The organism is Thalassorhabdomicrobium marinisediminis, from assembly GCF_003072065.1.
Lineage (GTDB): Bacteria > Pseudomonadota > Alphaproteobacteria > Rhodobacterales > Rhodobacteraceae > Octadecabacter > Octadecabacter marinisediminis.
Genome location: NZ_QCYG01000004.1, coordinates 1 through 15329, shown reverse-complemented (window position 1 = coordinate 15329; position 15329 = coordinate 1). Strand labels below are relative to the sequence as shown.

Below are 15329 nucleotides of genomic sequence, written 5' to 3'. Positions count from 1 at the left end.
TCCTGCGTCCTCGACTTACTTCCCTGACGCAACCCGCCAAAACGACCTGCCCCAAGGCACTGTTAAAATGTGAACGCGACCTCTTTCCGGAACCCGTTCAGGACCGGAGCGGCCGCGTTGAAAACCATGCGCCAGTTCATCACGCCGTCGATCTTGTGACCGACGCGCACGACGCCCAGCGCCCCTTCGGCGAAAATGGCCACGATCCGGCCACCGTCTTTGACCTGATCAACCAGTGTCTGGGGCACGACTTCGACCGCGCCCTGCAGCATGATCAGATCATAAGGCCCGTTCTTGGCAGCCCCTTCGGCCAGCTCCCCCGCGAACACGGCGGCATTGTCGATCCCGCTTGTGGAAAGGTTCTGCTGCGCCTCTTCGGCCAGCTCCGCATCCTCTTCCACGGCGACCACGAACTCGGCCATATGCGCCAGAACCGCGGTGGAATAGCCCAGCCCGCAGCCCAGATCGAGCACCACGTCCGTCGGTTCCACATCTGCCGCATCCAGCATTTTCGCCAGCGTGCGCGGCTCAAGCAGGACCCGTCCACCGCCGATGTCGAGGTTTTCGCCGATATAGGCGGCATCGCGCAGACCGGTCGGGACGTAATCCTCACGCGGGACGGTCAGCAGCGCGTCGATGATCGGAAATTTCGTCACATCTGAGGGCCGCACCTGCGTGTCGACCATGAGCGTTCTGCGGGTTTGGTAATCGGCCAAGGCTCAACTCTCTCGTTCAAAAGCTTGTCCTTCTACATGACACAGCCCAAAAGGTTGAGCAACGTCGATTGCGGGTCACGCGCCCAGTGTGTGGCCCCGCGCGGACCCAGCAGCAAAACCCCTATTGAACCCGCGCGCCAACGCCGCTAAACGGTCCCATATCACCACGGCACGCGAGTTGGCGGAGTGGTGACGCAGCGGATTGCAAATCCGAAGCCTAGAAAGCAATCAAACCATTGTCGCGCAGCGGAAATCAGCCCTATCGGAGGTTCCTCTGCCGCACAAGAATACCGCAGACAAAGCGAGAACAAAGCGAGAATGTGCGGCAGGGCTGCTGCCGGTCTATTTGGGATTGATGCCCAACTCTTTGCTCAACTGCGCGAGCGAAGCCCGCGATCGGTGTATTGCCGCACTGACCGCGTGCGTGGTCGTGGCGCTCCCGTGACGAACTTGTCTCAAAATGCTTCCTTCCAACTTTGAGAAAGGATTGCACCATTAAACCGTAAGCCGTGTGATCAAACACCTAGGGATCAACGTGCTGCAAACCCAAAATACGCCTCGCCTGCTTCCAAGTCGCCACAGGTCGTTCATACTTGTCGCATAAATCTGTCACACGGCGAACGAGCGCGGCATTTGACGGGGCCAAGTTATCTCGATCAAGTCGAACATTGTCCTCCAGCCCCGTGCGGGCGTGGCCGCCCACCGCAACGGCCCATTCGTTTACCGTCAACTGGTGCGCACCGATGCCTGCCGCACACCAAGGGGTCTCATCCCCAAACAGACGTTTGACCGTTTTGATGTAGAAGTCGAACACGTCGCGATCGGCGGGCATCGCATTCTTCACCCCCATCACAAATTGCACATAGGGGGTGGTCGCAAGGCGGCCGTCGGCATGCATTTTCGCGGCCTGCAGTATGTGCGACAAGTCGAAAGCTTCGATTTCCGGCCTGACGTTGTAAGATCTCATTTCCGAGGCGAGCCAATCCACGAGATCGGGCGGGTTCTCGTAGACCCGGGTCGGAAAATTGTTCGAACCAACTGAAAGAGATGCCATATCAGGGGCAAGAGGCAGCATTCCGCCCCTCATCCGTCCCGCGCCTGAGCGTCCTCCGGTTGAAAACTGGATTATCATGCCGGGACAATGCTTCTCCAACCCCTCCTTGAGGCGAGCAAATCTCTCCGGATCCGACGAAGGTGTTTCGTCATCATTGCGCACATGGGCGTGCACAATTGAGGCTCCAGCCTCAAAGGCCCCTTGCGTACTCTCGATTTGTTCCGTCACAGTGATCGGCACCGCCGGGTTGTTCGCTTTTGTCGGCAGAGAACCTGTGATAGCAACACAAATCATGCAGGGCGTGGGTAGCGTGTCAGGCATTAAGTCCCCTCTTTCGTAGCAATTAATTCGCTGTCCAAGCGGGCATTTTTGCCAGCCCCTCGAGGAAGAATGGTCTAAAACCCACGGGGTGCTCGCTCATTGGGAAATGCCCAAGCTCATCCATAACCGAGAGCGTCGCGCCCGGAATGGCCGCCGCGGTGCGCGCAGCGTCCTCAGGCGTGCAGGTCAGGTCATAGGCGCCGACGATAATATGAACGGGCGTCGCTTGGGTATCGATCTGACACATCCTAGGAATCAGGCTCTCATCGCGCGTATAGAAGCTCAAATCTCCGCGAAACACGCCAGGGCCGCTCTGCATGAACATCCAAAGTGTGTTCCAGCGTTCAGCATTGGGTGCGAAAGGTGAAATATTCGCTGATACCAGGGCAGCCCCCATTTCGCCACCATGGGCATCGGGGCGGTGGAACCAGTCGATATCATACCACGCTGGCTGGAAATCGGAGGCTTCGATTGCGATGAACCCTGAAAATCGCTCTGGGTGGAGCGCCGCTAGTTGCAAGGCAATCCTACCGCCCATTGAGCAGCCGGCAAGCACCGGGCGATCAAGATCCAGCGCTTGGACTACGGCAAGAACTGTCTCAATATAGGCTTCAGTTGTCAGCAGGTATTCCTGCGTCTCGAAGCCTTCAGGCGGCAGAGATTTGCCGTGCCAAGGCATGTCAAAAGCGATCATACGGTTGACGGCAGTGATGTCGCTGTCGTTCATCAGATGACGCCATTGCCGGCTGTCTGCTCCCGCAGTGTGAAGGCAGAGGACCGGCCTCCCCTCGCCGGCCTCTTCATAATATATTCGCTGCGGCACCCCGGCGATCTCAACTCTAACGTAGCGCCCGATGATCTGTTCGATGCTCATGCCGCGTCCTCCGGTTGATGTCTCGGAAGCGACAAAACTTCCTTAAAGAACCGAAGGTTCTTGACCAAGCTAAGTATATCGCCGTCGATCCGGCCACGCCCGATCTTCACCAGACCGAAAATGTCGTGGAAGCCCGGTTCCGGACAGGGTTTCCAGAATTTCATCATGGCCTCTGCGTCGGTTCTAAAGGCGAAGCGATATGGCGTTTTGCGGCTGGGTCCGGGAACTACGTGACGCAGATGGCCCTTCTCGAAGGTCAGATAGAACTCTTCACCATCGACTTCGAGCAGCACTGTTTCGGAAAACAGGCGCCCCAAGCGCAATAGGTGAGGCGCGGCAGCGAGACCCCCCTGCATAATTCTTAGCTTTTCAATCATTCAGAGGTCTCCCCGTCGCTTCCGGGCCTTCCTGCCACGGTCGCACCCTGACTTGCTATGCTGCCTACGGTATGACGTGATACCGTGGCCCGAGCACTTCGGCGCGCGCCACGGTGCGATTTCAGGGTTCAGCTAGAAAGGTTGCCGCGCCTCGCCTTTTTGTGCAGGACATCTCTGCCGATGCTTTCGACCGGAAGGGTCTCGAATGAACTTTAAGCAGTTGACCTATTTCATCGCCGTCGCCGAAGAGTTGCATTTCGGGCGGGCGGCGGATCGTCTTGAGATGGCCCAGCCTCCCCTGAGTCGGCAGATCAGGAGCCTAGAGGAATCTCTGGGGGCCGTGCTGTTCAATCGGGGGCGGAGCGCGATCAGTCTGACCCAGGCAGGTGAACGCCTCTTAGAACGCGGCAAGTCAATCGTTGCGCAACTGGAGGATACCAAGTTGGAAGTGCAGCGCTTGGGAGAGGGTGCGGAGGGGCGCTTGCGTATCGGCTTCGTCGGGTCAGCCACCTTTGGCATTCTTCCGAACATCATCAAGTCCTTTCGCACAGCTTATGCCGATATCAATCTGAGCCTTTTTCCGATGAACAATGCACAGCTCCATCGATCCCTCATTTCTCGAGAGATTGATGTCGCGTTCGCGCGTCCGGCTTTGAAAGACAGTGAGTTCGTCACCCGTCACCTGTTGGACGAACCCCTCATCGTTGCGGTTCCTGATGCATACGATGAAGGGACCGGTGGCCTGATTGATCTTCGATCACTCAAGGACCCCAACTTCGTCCTCTATCCGGAGACCCCGCGGCCCAGTTTTGCCGATGTCGTGCTGTCGTCGTGCGAGAACTTGAACATTGATACGGGCAATCGCATCTGGACGATGGATCTGCAGACGGCTTTGAGCCTTGTCGCAATCGGCGAGGGCATCTGCGTTGTGCCGAGTTCTGTCGGATCGGCCACGCGCAACGGCCTACGCTATATGTCAATTCACCCTGCAATCGGCGCAACCGCCTTGTCCATCAGCTATCGCCTTGATGAACAAGGCGTTCACGTCAACAACTTTGTGCGCGTAGCCCAATCAGTGGCGCGCAACGTCGGCTAGATAGCATCTAGGCATCTAGGTCCTTACGTGCGGTTATCCGCAACACTCGCGGGTTTCAGATAACGATAGAGGTCCGCTCGCGGTCGCGGCGGTAGAACGCAACCTTATCAGGGTCTAGGCCTGCTGCGATGCCGGGGCCCACTGGAAGTTTAACGCAAAAGTCCTGATAGACGATCGGTTCGGCCAAGATGTCGGCCGTCAGTAGCAGTGGTCCAAAGAGCTCGGTTCCCCAGCGAAAAGTCTCGATGGTCGAGAAAAGCTGCAATGCCGCGGCAGTCCCCAAACCTGTCTCCAACATGGTGCCACCGTAGAGGCCAAATCCGGCTGCCTGCCCGATCGCAAGGACCTCAGACGCTCGTTTCAGTCCCCCGGATTGTGCAACCTTAACCGCTAACACATCAGCAGCCTTATCAGTTGCAACGGCCAGAGCGTCTTCCGGGCCGTTAAGCGCCTCGTCGGCCATTACTGCGATTTCGTAGCTACTCGTCAGCTCTGCCATCGCCATTCGGTCACGGGCTTGGACCGGTTGTTCGACCAGTTCACATCCGACATCCTGTAACCCCTTCAAGCCCCACCGCGCATCCGCGAGGCTCCAGGCTTGGTTAATATCGACCCGAATGCTTCCCTCGTCCCCAATGGCTTTCTTAATTCGCCCGACGTGGGCCACGTCCTCGCGCACAGACCGCTTGCCGATCTTTAGCTTGAAGATGTTATGGCGCCGCATCGCGATCATCTTTTGGGCTTCGGCAATGTCGGTGTCTGAATTCCCGGAGGCAAGCGTCCAGGCAACCGGCATCTCGCTAGTGACCGATCCGCCGAAAAGCTGCGCCACGGGCACAGCCAATCGCTTCCCGAGCGCGTCCCACAGGGCACACTCTACCGCGGATTTCGCGATCCGGTTCCCCTTGACGGATTTGTCGATGCATTGGATTGCGCCATTCACATCGTTGCCGCAGCGTCCGTGGAGAACCGGAGCGATGTAGGTATCTATTGCGGATCGGATACCTTCCGGGCTTTCCGGTCCGTAGCTTAGACCCCCGATTGTCGTCCCTTCGCCGATCCCTACAGACCCGTCAGAGAACTTGATTTGGACAAGCACCGCTGTCTGTATCCGCATCGTAGCCATCGACAGGACGTGGCCGCGAATTGTCGGAATATCGAGAATAATGGTCTCGATAAGTTCGATCTTGCTCAAGGTTAATACTCCCGTATACGGATCTACGTTGGCATAAGTTTGCAAAATTGGCATAGTCCCTGTCGATGCGTGCAAGGGTTTCGCCCGATACCAAATAGGACTGTTCTGTTACGTGCACGCTCTGCCTACACGCCATTGCCGCCCATTTATTGGGGAATAATTTCTGGACCCATGAAATATGTCGGCAAGAACGTCGATATCCATGGGACATAGGTGACTAGTATAAGGAAGCAGAATAACACCATGAGAAACGGTAATGCGGCTTTCACGACCCCCATGACCGACATGTTTGCCACCCCCGAAGTCACGAAGAGATTGAGGCCCACGGGCGGTGTGATCATCCCAATTTCCATATTGACCACCATGATGATGCCCAGATGGATCGGATCGATGCCCAATTCCATCGCAATCGGGAAGACCAGCGGTGCGACTATGACGATCAGCCCCGACGGCTCCATGAACTGACCGCCAATCAGCAGCATTACATTTACGATCACGAGGAACATGATTGGGCCAAATCCGACTGACAGCATCGCGGTGGCGATTTGTTGTGGCACCTGTTCGTCAGTCAAGACCTGCTTGAGGATCAGCGCGTTCGCGATGATGAACATCAGCGTCACGGTGAGCTTTCCGGCCTCGAAAAGGGTGTTGACAGTATCCCGATGCACGAAAGCAGTAAGCAAAGCCCAAGGCTTCTGAAGGAGCGTTGACTTGTTGGCGTGGGGGGTGGCAGCAGCGGACAGTGAGCGGCCTCCGGCTATGCGCAACATTGCATCCTGCCCGTCTCCTGCCTGGGCAGCCAAAGGCCCCATATCGCGATAGACAAAACAGGCAATCACGAATGCATAGACTGCGGCAACGGCTGCGGCCTCGGTTGGCGTGAAGATGCCGCCGTAGATCCCGCCGAGGATGATGACGATTAGAAACAACCCCCAGACCGCGTCACGACCCGAGGCCCAGATTTCTCCCCAACCTTGCCACCTGCCCTTGGGCATATCGCGGACGCGCGCAATGAAATAGATGGTCACCATCAACAATGTTCCTGCAAGCAATCCGGGAATGACACCAGCTAGGAACATCCGACCGACCGACACATCCGTGGCCGAGGCGTAAACTACCATGACAATCGAGGGCGGGATCAAGATGCCAAGTGTGCCAGCGTTGCAGATGACGCCGGCGGCAAACTCCTTGGTATATCCAACTTGGCGCATACCTGCGATCACGATCGTACCGATGGCAACGACGGTGGCCGGCGAAGAGCCCGAGAGGGCTGCAAACATCATGCAGGAAAAGACCCCAGCGATAGCAAGCCCCCCTGGAAGATGCCCCACTAATGCAATCGAGAAGCGTATGATGCGCTGTGCTACACCGCCGGTCGACATAAAGCTGGACGCAAGGATGAAGAACGGGATGGCTAATAGCGTATAATGGCCTGCCATAGCCTGAAAGAACGTCTGAGCAATCGATCCAAGCGAACTGTCAGAGAAAGCCAGAAGGAATATGATCGACGATAGTCCGAGGCTTATCGCGATGGGAACGCCGATCAGCAAGAGTCCGATCACGAGGCAGAAGAGAAGCACGACACCCATGTTTTACGTCTCCTGCGACTTTAATCTGGCCTGAGCTTCCGCTACTTCGGCCTCAACTTCGTGGCTGACGATAAAGCTGCTGCGAACGCCCTGCAGCAACTCGTAGAAGGCTTGCAGCAGCCGGAACAGCAACAGAGCGACCCCAACGGGCAACATCGTATAGCCAACAACTCGGGGCAGTCGGTCATAGCGTTCGCCCATATTTATTAGGGGCTCTAGCCAAGAAAGCACAGCCGGCATTGGCACTTGGTCTGTTAAGTACCAAGCTTGGCTTCTGGTTTCGGCGAAACCCGTGGGGAGCCAACGCCCGCTCGTACGGTTGAGAGCAGCATAAGGGGCCCAGTAATCCCACGCACCCTTTAAAAGTAACGCGGCATAAATTAGACATGCCAACCCCGCGATAGCAGTAAGAGTAAATCTCGCGCGACTTGGGAGGACATTCAGCAATGCGTCAACCCCCAGATGAGCTGTTACCTTGACGCAGTAACTCATGCCGAACAAGACCAGCCACGCGAACAGGATCAAAGTGACTTCGAGCCCCCAAATCAGGGTTGAATTGAAGATATACCGCAGCACAACATTCGCGAATGTCGTTAGCGTCATCAGACCGAGAAGAACTGCAATCGCAATTCGCTCAAATTGGTCGACACCAAGCACCAGCCCTCGATTATCGGGCAAATTCATTGACACAATTGGCGCTCCTTTTTTGATGCGTTGGCCGGACGCGAAAGCCTCCGGCCGCCAGATCATTAGTTCCCGGATGTGACGCGGGTATTGATTTCTTGCGCCGCCTGAATGTTCTCGGCGCCAATCTCGGCTTCAAACTGTTTCCAGACCGGCTGCATCGCGTCGACCCACATCTGGCGTTGCTCTGCGGTCAGTTCTCGGACGATGCCGCCGGCATCGAGGATGGCCTGCTTGGCCTCCTGATTGACCCGTTCAGCTTCACCGTTCCGGGCCTCAGTCACCTCTGCCAATATGGTCGAGAACTGCTCGCGAAATTCCGGTGTCATGGAGTCCCACCAATCCACGGATGTGACAACCATGTAGTCGAGTAGAAGGTGGTTGGTTTCAGTCACTCCGTCTTGCACTTCGAAGAACTTTTGCCCGTAGATATTCGAGTAAGTGTTTTGCTGGCCGTCAACCACGCCGGTCTGCAGCGCGCCGTAGACCTCAGGAAAAGCCATTGGCTGTGATGAGGCCCCAAGCGCATCCATCTGGGCGATGATAACATCTGCCGATTGAACCCGCATCTTCAAGCCCGCCATGTCTTCAGGGACCAGGACAGGCGCGTTTGCCGTAATCTGCTTCATACCGTTGTGCCAAAATTCAAGCCCAACCAGGCCGCGATGCTCCATGCCGCTCTTCATAGCTTGAGCTACGTCGCTGCTTTGGAATTCGTCAACCGCCTCCATATTGGCGAATAGAAACGGCAGATCGAAGATCCGGAACTGCTTGGTGAAAGCCTCAAACTTAGACAAGCTAGGCGCGGCTAGCTGGACATCACCTTGTAGCATAGCCTCAAGAACCTGATCATCGTTGTAGAGCGTTGAGCTGCCGTATACTTCCATGCAGGCAATCCCATCCATCTCCGCGTTGACTCGCTCGCGCAATAACTCGGCTGCAATGCCCTTCGGGTGGCGGTCCGTATTCACAATATGGCTAAATTTGATCACTTCTTCGCCCGGATCGCACCTGGTCGGATCCGCCTGCACAGATCCGATAGCCGCTATACTCAATACTGTGGTTGTGGCGAACGTAGCAATAAGTTTCATGAGGTTTCCTCCCGGTGGTCAACAGTCGATTAGAACATTCTTGGGACAATACACACCACGCTTAACGGTCATAGGTATCAGGGAATACCTTATCCAGCTGTCAATTGACCTGCCACGGGATTTTTCCTCCACTGTTGATTAGAGTCCGGCCCAATCTGAGGACGGACAATGAAGCGAACGGGATTTACAGACGAACAGATCATCCGCTGCCCGGCAGGCGATTGCGAAGCAATCTGCCGAGAGGGGGCATCCTGACCGAGCACGAGGCCGGGGCGAAGTGCGCGGACCTGTGCCCATGGCATGTCGGAAGGCACTTTCTACAACTGGAAGGCCAAATTCGGCGGCATGACGGTGTCGGATGCGAAGCGGCTGAAGGCACTGGAAGATGAGAATGCGAAGCTGAAGAAGCTTCTGACCGAGCAGATGCTGGACCTGGCCGTGATGAAGGATCTGGTTTCAAAAAAGTGGTGAAGCCTGCCGTGAAGCGCGAGGCGGTCGCGCACCTGAAGGCCCGGTTCGGGCTCTCGGAACGGCGGGCGTGCCGGGTTACCGGGGCGGATCGCAAGATGATCCGCTACCAAGCGCAGCGCGCGCCGGATACGGAACTGCGGGAGCGGTTGCGGGAACTGGCCAACGAGCGGCGGCGGTTCGGATACCGCCGTCTGTTCGTGTTGCTGCGCCGCGAGGGCGAGCCGTCCGGCATCAACCGGATCTACAGGCTCTACCGCGAGGAAGGCCTGACGGTGCGCAAGCGGAAGACTCGGCGTAAGACTGTCGGAACGCGAGCCCCGATCCTGGTCGAGGCCCGGCCCAATGCGCGCCCCCTCTCGTCGTTTGCTGTGCAAACGACTGCCGGTCAACGGGATCTCTGGATTTCGTCCACGCCCAGTTCGCCAGTGGACTGCGTTTCCGGGTGCTCAACGTGGTCGACGACGTCATCCGAGAGTGCCTCGCTGCGATCCGTTCGCCATTGGCCTCGAACCGATGGCGGCTCAATGGCTCACCCTAAATCTCGGGGCGCCGTGTGGCGCGGGAACTGACGACCCTGATCGAGCGCCGCGGGAAGCCCGGAATGATCGTCAGTGACAATGGAACGGAACTAACCTCTAACGCTATCCTGCGGTGGTGTTCCGAGCACCGCATCGAATGGCACTACATCGCGCCGGGCAAGCCGATGCAGAATGGCTTCGTGGAGAGTTTCAACGGCCGCATGCGCGATGAGCTGCTCAACGAGACCATGTTCCGCAACCTGGCTCATGCGCGCGTTGTGATCGCTGCTTGGGCAGTCGACTACAACACCAGGCGTCCACATTCAGCTTTGGAATACTAAACCCCGGCTGACTACGCGCGGGCCCTGACCGCCGTAATCGCCCGCCCCGCTGTGCCAGATGAAAGCTTCGCGCGTCGTGCGATTGCTTAACCGCGCCGATCGGCGTAAACACCAACCGGGCTCTAGTCGCGGCTGGATGAAAGTTCAGTGGCAGGTCACCGGAACGGCCCTCTGATCGACTGATACCTGCGTGAACGCTGAGCCCTCGACAGAGATCTTCTCTCCGCGTTCGCGCCGATCACCAACCCACCATTTCCTCACGAGGCATTCATGCGCTCCCAATTCGGCCGCCACCTCCCCTGGCGACACGCCGTTTTCTCGAAGCCTTCTCGTTGCTTCTCGCTTGAGTGCGTTCTGCCAGATTCTTTTACCGGAAGGGGATGTTCCGATCTTGAAACCCCAAACTTCACGTTCTGCCATAGTCGCCTCCGATTATCTTGCGGATGCAGATTAACCGAAGAGAAGCGGTCAGTCTTAGAGCGCAATCAGGGGGGCAGATGCAACGCTTGCGTTTGATCGAGGGTAAGATGCCCGCTGCTGACATTTCCGAAGCGCAGCGTCATGCTCGTCATTGCATTAAGTCCGGCTATCAGAAGTGTAACTGAGCCTGGCCGAGATTCGTGCGGCTACTAGCCCAACGAGCCTGCTATATCATTAATATAGAAAGCATGATGACGCCAGAAGCAAAGCAGATCACGGAGGCAGCTTCTATTCCAATACCGATCGCGATGTTTCTGTTTAAAGCATCCAAAGTCTTATGGTTCTGTAAGCGTTGCATCTGACCCCGGCTATGACAGCTATCTCAGGCAAACCTTAACCCGTATATTGGCGCGTAGCGCCAATATAGATGTTGCGCGTGGGAGCTCTCGGCCCAAAACGGTCTTCCATTTAGCACGCTGATGCCGCGCCGCAGCTTCCCCGAACCGGCCATTCGTCCATAGCGCAGCATTTTCGGAGGATGAAGGTCGGCAGATCGGACATAGTCCGTTTGTTGGCTTCGCAGCAATGACGGCCTTCTGAAGCTGCGTGGTGACGGAAGACCAGCCCGCCTATGTTTCTGCTTGTTCGGCGGCACGCTCTTCCTTTGGCGCCCGCTGTTCAGGCGCAGCTTCATTGCCAAATAGAAAGATTCCCAGTCCTTCAAGTGCAGGTATCTTTTCAGAGAAGACACGCAGAACAATCAAAGCCGGGACGGCGATAAACATGCCGATGACAGACCAAGCCCAGCCCCAGAACGCCACCGCAAAGAATACCAGAACCGGGTTCAGCTTCAAACTACGCCCGACGGCATATGGCGTGACGAGCTGTCCTTCTATCGTTGTCAGCCCAAGATAAACGCCTGTCACAACCAAAGCTGATGACACGGTGTCGAAGCTGATGACAGCTATAATGAAAGCGAGCAGGACACCTGCAATCGCTCCAAGGAACGGGATGTAGTTAAAAGCAAATGCCAAGACGCCGAAAAGTAGAGGGCTCGGCATTCCCAGCCCCCAACGCGCAAGACCGACAGCCACGCCAAGCCCCGCATTGATCGCTGTAATAGTAAGGAAGTAGCGGGACAGCTTGCGTTCAATATCGTGGGAAATCTGTATCGCTCGCTTCTTATCTTTGAATGTTGACGCTGTCTGAACCAGCATCTCATGAAACATGTCACCTGAGGCGGTCAGAAAAAAGAATAGAACCAGGGTGAAAATGACCTGACCCATGACGGACGGTGCAGTTGTAAGCAATCGAGATAGAACGCTTTGCAACCCGCGAAGCCTTTCGTCATTTTCATCGCACAGCCCCGCTCGGAGGCCGGCCGGTCATCAACTACCCAGAGAATGGGGTGGATCTTTACTCAGATGAACTGGGGTTTATCCAGCACATCGATACGGGGCGGCTCGAAGAATGGGCAAAGGGAAATGACGTGGTGGTCTATGTCAAAAGCCTGCCAGGAGCGTTTATTCATCCACAACGTTCGCTCGCAACGATTGCTTCGAGAACTGAAAAAAAGTGTTGGACCTAAGCGAGCCTCTAAACGCCTTTGTGCTGGCTGAACGCCGAACTTATCAAGCGACCCTCGCTTCGGATTGATTGTCATGTCCGAGATCGGTTCGCGCGCCCTCTCGCCGGGCATCAACGATCCAGGAACGGCGATCGATATCATAGTTCGGATATCTCGGATCATCCGGGATTGGAGTCTGAAACAGGAATCAGACGATGCTCAGAAACCACAGCTCGAGCTCGAGCTCGAGAGAGTGTTCGTGCCAGCGTTGGATCCCGGCAATCTCCTTGAAGATGCCTATGGTGCGATCGGGAAGGACGGTGTTGGGTCAGTTAAAGTCGGTATCTGGCTTCAGCGCTCGCTCGCCCTCCTCGCGCAACTGCCCGCTGGGGACATCAACCGTGCCGCTCAAGAGCAGGCAAGCATTGCTTTCGACCGATTAAAACAAGAGCTCACATTTCCTCATGATCTTGACGGATCCGCAAGGCACACATTTCCCTCAGTAACCAAGACCGAGAGCAGCCAATGTGACGGTAGCAAACTGGACCACTGCCGATGGATACTTAATCAATTTAGCCCTGTGCATCCCTCTCATTGGCATCTGAAACCTGCCGCTTCCGGCTCAGAGCTGACCTCCATGAAGTTCAGCATCGCCGCAACGCAGCTTCCCAAAAGCGGATGACCTGCCCCCCGCGAGATCCCTCACTTTAATATAGAGTTTGCTCAACGCCAAGCTCAAGCGGCTGCTGGCCGATACGATGCTCGACAATGTCGTGCTGAAAGATCTTCTGGGAATGGAGGCCGTCAGCCCGCCACCGGTTCGAGGGCAAGGCCGACCCTGACGACATTGAGAAAGCGGCGAGAGGCAGCGCTCAAGGCGATGCGGGACTATGAAATCTCGCAGCGTCGGGCCTGCCGGCTTGTCCACTGCCCGGCAGTGGTTTGTCCGCAAACCATGAGAGGGGGTGTCGACCCAAAGACAGTCCGGCGCGAACGCCCGTCCCGCCTGCAACGGCAGTCGAAACCCAGTTTCGATGAGAGGGGGACTGCGCAGAGATACATAAGGAGATGAAGGAAATGCCGGCAAGCGGCGTCGGTTCGGCTACCGCCGGATCGGCGTTCTGCTCGACCGCAAAGGTATGATCATGACCCACAGCGAAGCCAGAGTAGGAAATGATCTGGGGGATCGTTTTCCTGACGAAGCACTGTATCGGCTCTACCGGGAGGAAGGGCTTTCAGTGAAACGACGGCGCGGTCGCAAGCGGGCCCAAGGCACACGCACGCCTATGCCGCAGGCGGTGCGCGCCAATGGACGGTGGTCGCTGGACTTTCTCTCCGACAGCTTCGGGGCTTCACGGAAGTTCCGTATTCTGGCGGTGATCGACGACTGCAGCCGCGAAAACTTGGGCCTGATTGCAGTCACCAGCATCTCCGGCGCGCGTGTCGCTCGGGAACTGGACGCGCTGGTGCGGATTTACGGGAAGCCCGCTTGTATTGTCAGCGACAACCCTTGCCCGACAGGCGATTTGCGGAGCAAAACTGCCGAGAGGGGGACGGAGTTCACCAGTCGGGCCATACTGCGATGGGCCGACCAGAACGCCGTTCCATGGCATTACATCGATCCCGGCAGGCCACAGCAGAACGCTTCATTTTACGTCGGGGAAACGCCCCACTGGGGCCTTTCCTGATCCCTCCTCACGTTCAACAGCAGCCTGCGCGATGAGCTGCTGAACGAGGAGATCTTCGACACTCTGGACGATGCACGACGGAAGCTGGCCCTCTGGCGCTATGACTACAACACCATCAGGCCACACTCATCGCTCGGAAACCAAACGCCAAAGCAAGCGCGGCAGGCGCTTGAGCAAATTGAGGGCTCCGCGCCCACCGCGCTTGCCCAATCCGGAACCCCCAACTATCAAAAACAAACCTGTAAACTCTCGTTATGAATGAGGGACCAGTGGGGGGGCAGGTCACGGACGTAATACTATAAAACTAAGTCGCAGTGCCTTCGACAATATCACAAAATCTCTGAAGCAGCGGAGCGAATGCACTGCAATCAACACTACCTCTGTTGGCTCGGATTACTTTGCTCACAAATTCTCCTTTTCCATACTCACCTGGCTGCAGCTTTTCGCCTTTTTTTGTCTCAGCTTCGGTTTCCTTCCATCAAGCTCATACTTTAACCATGCGTCAGGAAAAAGCATCTCAATGTAAACATCTCCCGCCGAACCTGTGGGCTTCGGGATAGGAACAACGTAAAGACTACTTGAAACTTTGTAGTAGGGCTTTGAGCCATCAATCTTGGCTGAAGAGTTGGTCTCACGTTTTATAAAAGTCCACATTCCTTCGCTTTGTTTGTCATTGTCAACGATAACAATCACAGGCTGGTGCCCCGCAACGGCGTGAAATTTTTTTGTTCTCTCAATGTGAAGTTTGCAAAACTTAACCAGGTTTCCTCCCCCCCGCTTACGTCAAGGAAGCGGTCCGCAGATTTTGTGTGCTTTACGAAATCAACGCCCCAGTGATCTCTCTTTGTCTTTTTCCCTTTTGTTGGAGATCTTGAGATATCTACAAGGTTCGCGGCCACCCGTGCGTTGCTTTTGTGCCAGAGTATAGCCTCCTTTAGATACGTGTAGTCAGTTTTCCCTTCGCAAATGACCAATGGCTTCGGCGAAGTATGGATACGATGATAGTGAAAGTAGTCACCAGAAAGTCGTAAATAATGGGGTGCTGGATTTGCGCCATTGTAATTCCGAAGCGGTTGAAAGGTGTTGGACCGATCTTTGATATCGCAGATGTGCCTTAGGAAATATCGTTGCGCCCATCAGTAGGCGAGCGCCAAGGAGCCTCCAGCCCGTTCTTCACGCGTCAGGCGATTGTAGCCTGCGTAGCCGTGCCTTGGGCCCGCTTGCGACCGCGTCGTCGTTTCACTGAAAGCGATAGTGTCCCTGAGAATGGTGTAACTTTGTTCTTCGGCCTCGGCTTGGCCACAGTTACAGGGCGGCGATTGTCGCC

13 protein-coding genes and 3 pseudogenes are annotated in these 15329 nt (G+C 56.2%); 5 read left to right on the top strand and 11 right to left on the bottom strand.

The genetic code is table 11. The features are described from left to right. Window positions 1–62: 62 nt before the first annotated feature. The 5 genes and pseudogenes from DC363_RS06535 to DC363_RS06515 all read right to left on the bottom strand — a co-directional run bounded on the left by DC363_RS06535 (window position 63) and on the right by DC363_RS06515 (window position 3342). Window positions 63–716 carry a protein-L-isoaspartate O-methyltransferase family protein gene (locus DC363_RS06535; protein ID WP_241962943.1) on the bottom strand — a complete coding sequence of 218 codons (654 nt, stop codon included), beginning with the start codon at window positions 714–716 and terminating at the stop codon, window positions 63–65. A 345-nt stretch (window positions 717–1061) separates the two neighbouring features. Beyond that, a pseudogene (locus DC363_RS17125) lies at window positions 1062–1175 on the bottom strand (IS481 family transposase); the annotation flags it as partial. A gap of 64 nt (window positions 1176–1239) precedes the next feature. After that, entirely contained in the window at window positions 1240–2091 is an 852-nt protein-coding gene (locus tag DC363_RS06525) for a 3-oxoadipate:acetyl-CoA acetyltransferase (protein WP_108640342.1), read from the bottom strand. 22 nt (window positions 2092–2113) lie between these two features. Next, window positions 2114–2965, bottom strand: a complete 852-nt coding sequence (locus DC363_RS06520; protein WP_108640341.1) for an alpha/beta fold hydrolase — start codon at window positions 2963–2965, stop codon at window positions 2114–2116. Continuing rightward, entirely contained in the window at window positions 2962–3342 is a 381-nt protein-coding gene (locus tag DC363_RS06515; protein ID WP_108640340.1) for a hypothetical protein, read from the bottom strand. Before DC363_RS06515 ends, DC363_RS06520 begins: the two co-directional genes overlap by 4 nt. A 205-nt stretch (window positions 3343–3547) precedes the next feature. Between DC363_RS06515 and DC363_RS06510 the strand changes: the two genes are divergently transcribed. Continuing rightward, entirely contained in the window at window positions 3548–4438 is an 891-nt protein-coding gene (locus tag DC363_RS06510; protein ID WP_108640339.1) for a LysR family transcriptional regulator, read from the top strand. A 55-nt stretch (window positions 4439–4493) separates the two neighbouring features. Here the strand turns inward: DC363_RS06510 and DC363_RS06505 are convergent, their stop codons facing one another. From DC363_RS06505 to DC363_RS06490, 4 genes are all read right to left on the bottom strand, one after another. Next, on the bottom strand, window positions 4494–5633 hold the full coding sequence (locus tag DC363_RS06505) for a muconate/chloromuconate family cycloisomerase (RefSeq protein ID WP_277871171.1): 1140 nt from the start codon (window positions 5631–5633) through the stop codon (window positions 4494–4496). A 146-nt stretch (window positions 5634–5779) separates the two neighbouring features. After that, window positions 5780–7222, bottom strand: coding sequence for a TRAP transporter large permease (locus tag DC363_RS06500; RefSeq protein ID WP_108640337.1), 1443 nt, complete (start codon window positions 7220–7222; stop codon window positions 5780–5782). Window positions 7223–7225: 3 nt separating this feature from the next. Further along, window positions 7226–7906 (bottom strand): TRAP transporter small permease, encoded by a 681-nt coding sequence (locus DC363_RS06495; RefSeq protein ID WP_108640631.1) that lies wholly within the window; start codon window positions 7904–7906, stop codon window positions 7226–7228. A 65-nt stretch (window positions 7907–7971) separates the two neighbouring features. Next, entirely contained in the window at window positions 7972–8997 is a 1026-nt protein-coding gene (locus tag DC363_RS06490; protein ID WP_108640336.1) for a DctP family TRAP transporter solute-binding subunit, read from the bottom strand. 168 nt (window positions 8998–9165) lie between these two features. Between DC363_RS06490 and DC363_RS06485 the strand changes: the two are divergent. Continuing rightward, window positions 9166–10467 (top strand): annotated as a pseudogene (locus DC363_RS06485) (IS3 family transposase). 909 nt (window positions 10468–11376) lie between these two features. Here the strand turns inward: DC363_RS06485 and DC363_RS06480 are convergent. Beyond that, complete coding sequence (locus DC363_RS06480) at window positions 11377–12033, bottom strand: AI-2E family transporter (RefSeq protein ID WP_108640335.1); 657 nt, start codon at window positions 12031–12033, stop codon at window positions 11377–11379. 23 nt (window positions 12034–12056) lie between these two features. On the opposite strand from DC363_RS06480, the gene DC363_RS17330 reads away from it, so the two are divergent. From DC363_RS17330 to DC363_RS06465, 3 genes and pseudogenes are all read left to right on the top strand, one after another. Beyond that, on the top strand, window positions 12057–12335 hold the full coding sequence (locus tag DC363_RS17330) for a DUF2254 family protein (protein WP_108640334.1): 279 nt from the start codon (window positions 12057–12059) through the stop codon (window positions 12333–12335). A 73-nt stretch (window positions 12336–12408) separates the two neighbouring features. Further along, a complete protein-coding gene (locus DC363_RS06470; RefSeq protein WP_108640333.1) occupies window positions 12409–12996 on the top strand; it encodes a DUF2254 family protein in 588 nt (195 codons plus the stop codon). Between the two features lie 43 nt (window positions 12997–13039). Continuing rightward, a pseudogene (locus DC363_RS06465) lies at window positions 13040–14260 on the top strand (integrase core domain-containing protein); the annotation flags it as partial. A 144-nt stretch (window positions 14261–14404) separates the two neighbouring features. On the opposite strand, the gene DC363_RS16665 reads toward DC363_RS06465, so the two are convergent. After that, window positions 14405–14695 (bottom strand): hypothetical protein, encoded by a 291-nt coding sequence (locus DC363_RS16665; RefSeq protein WP_146180756.1) that lies wholly within the window; start codon window positions 14693–14695, stop codon window positions 14405–14407. Window positions 14696–15329 lie beyond the last annotated feature (634 nt).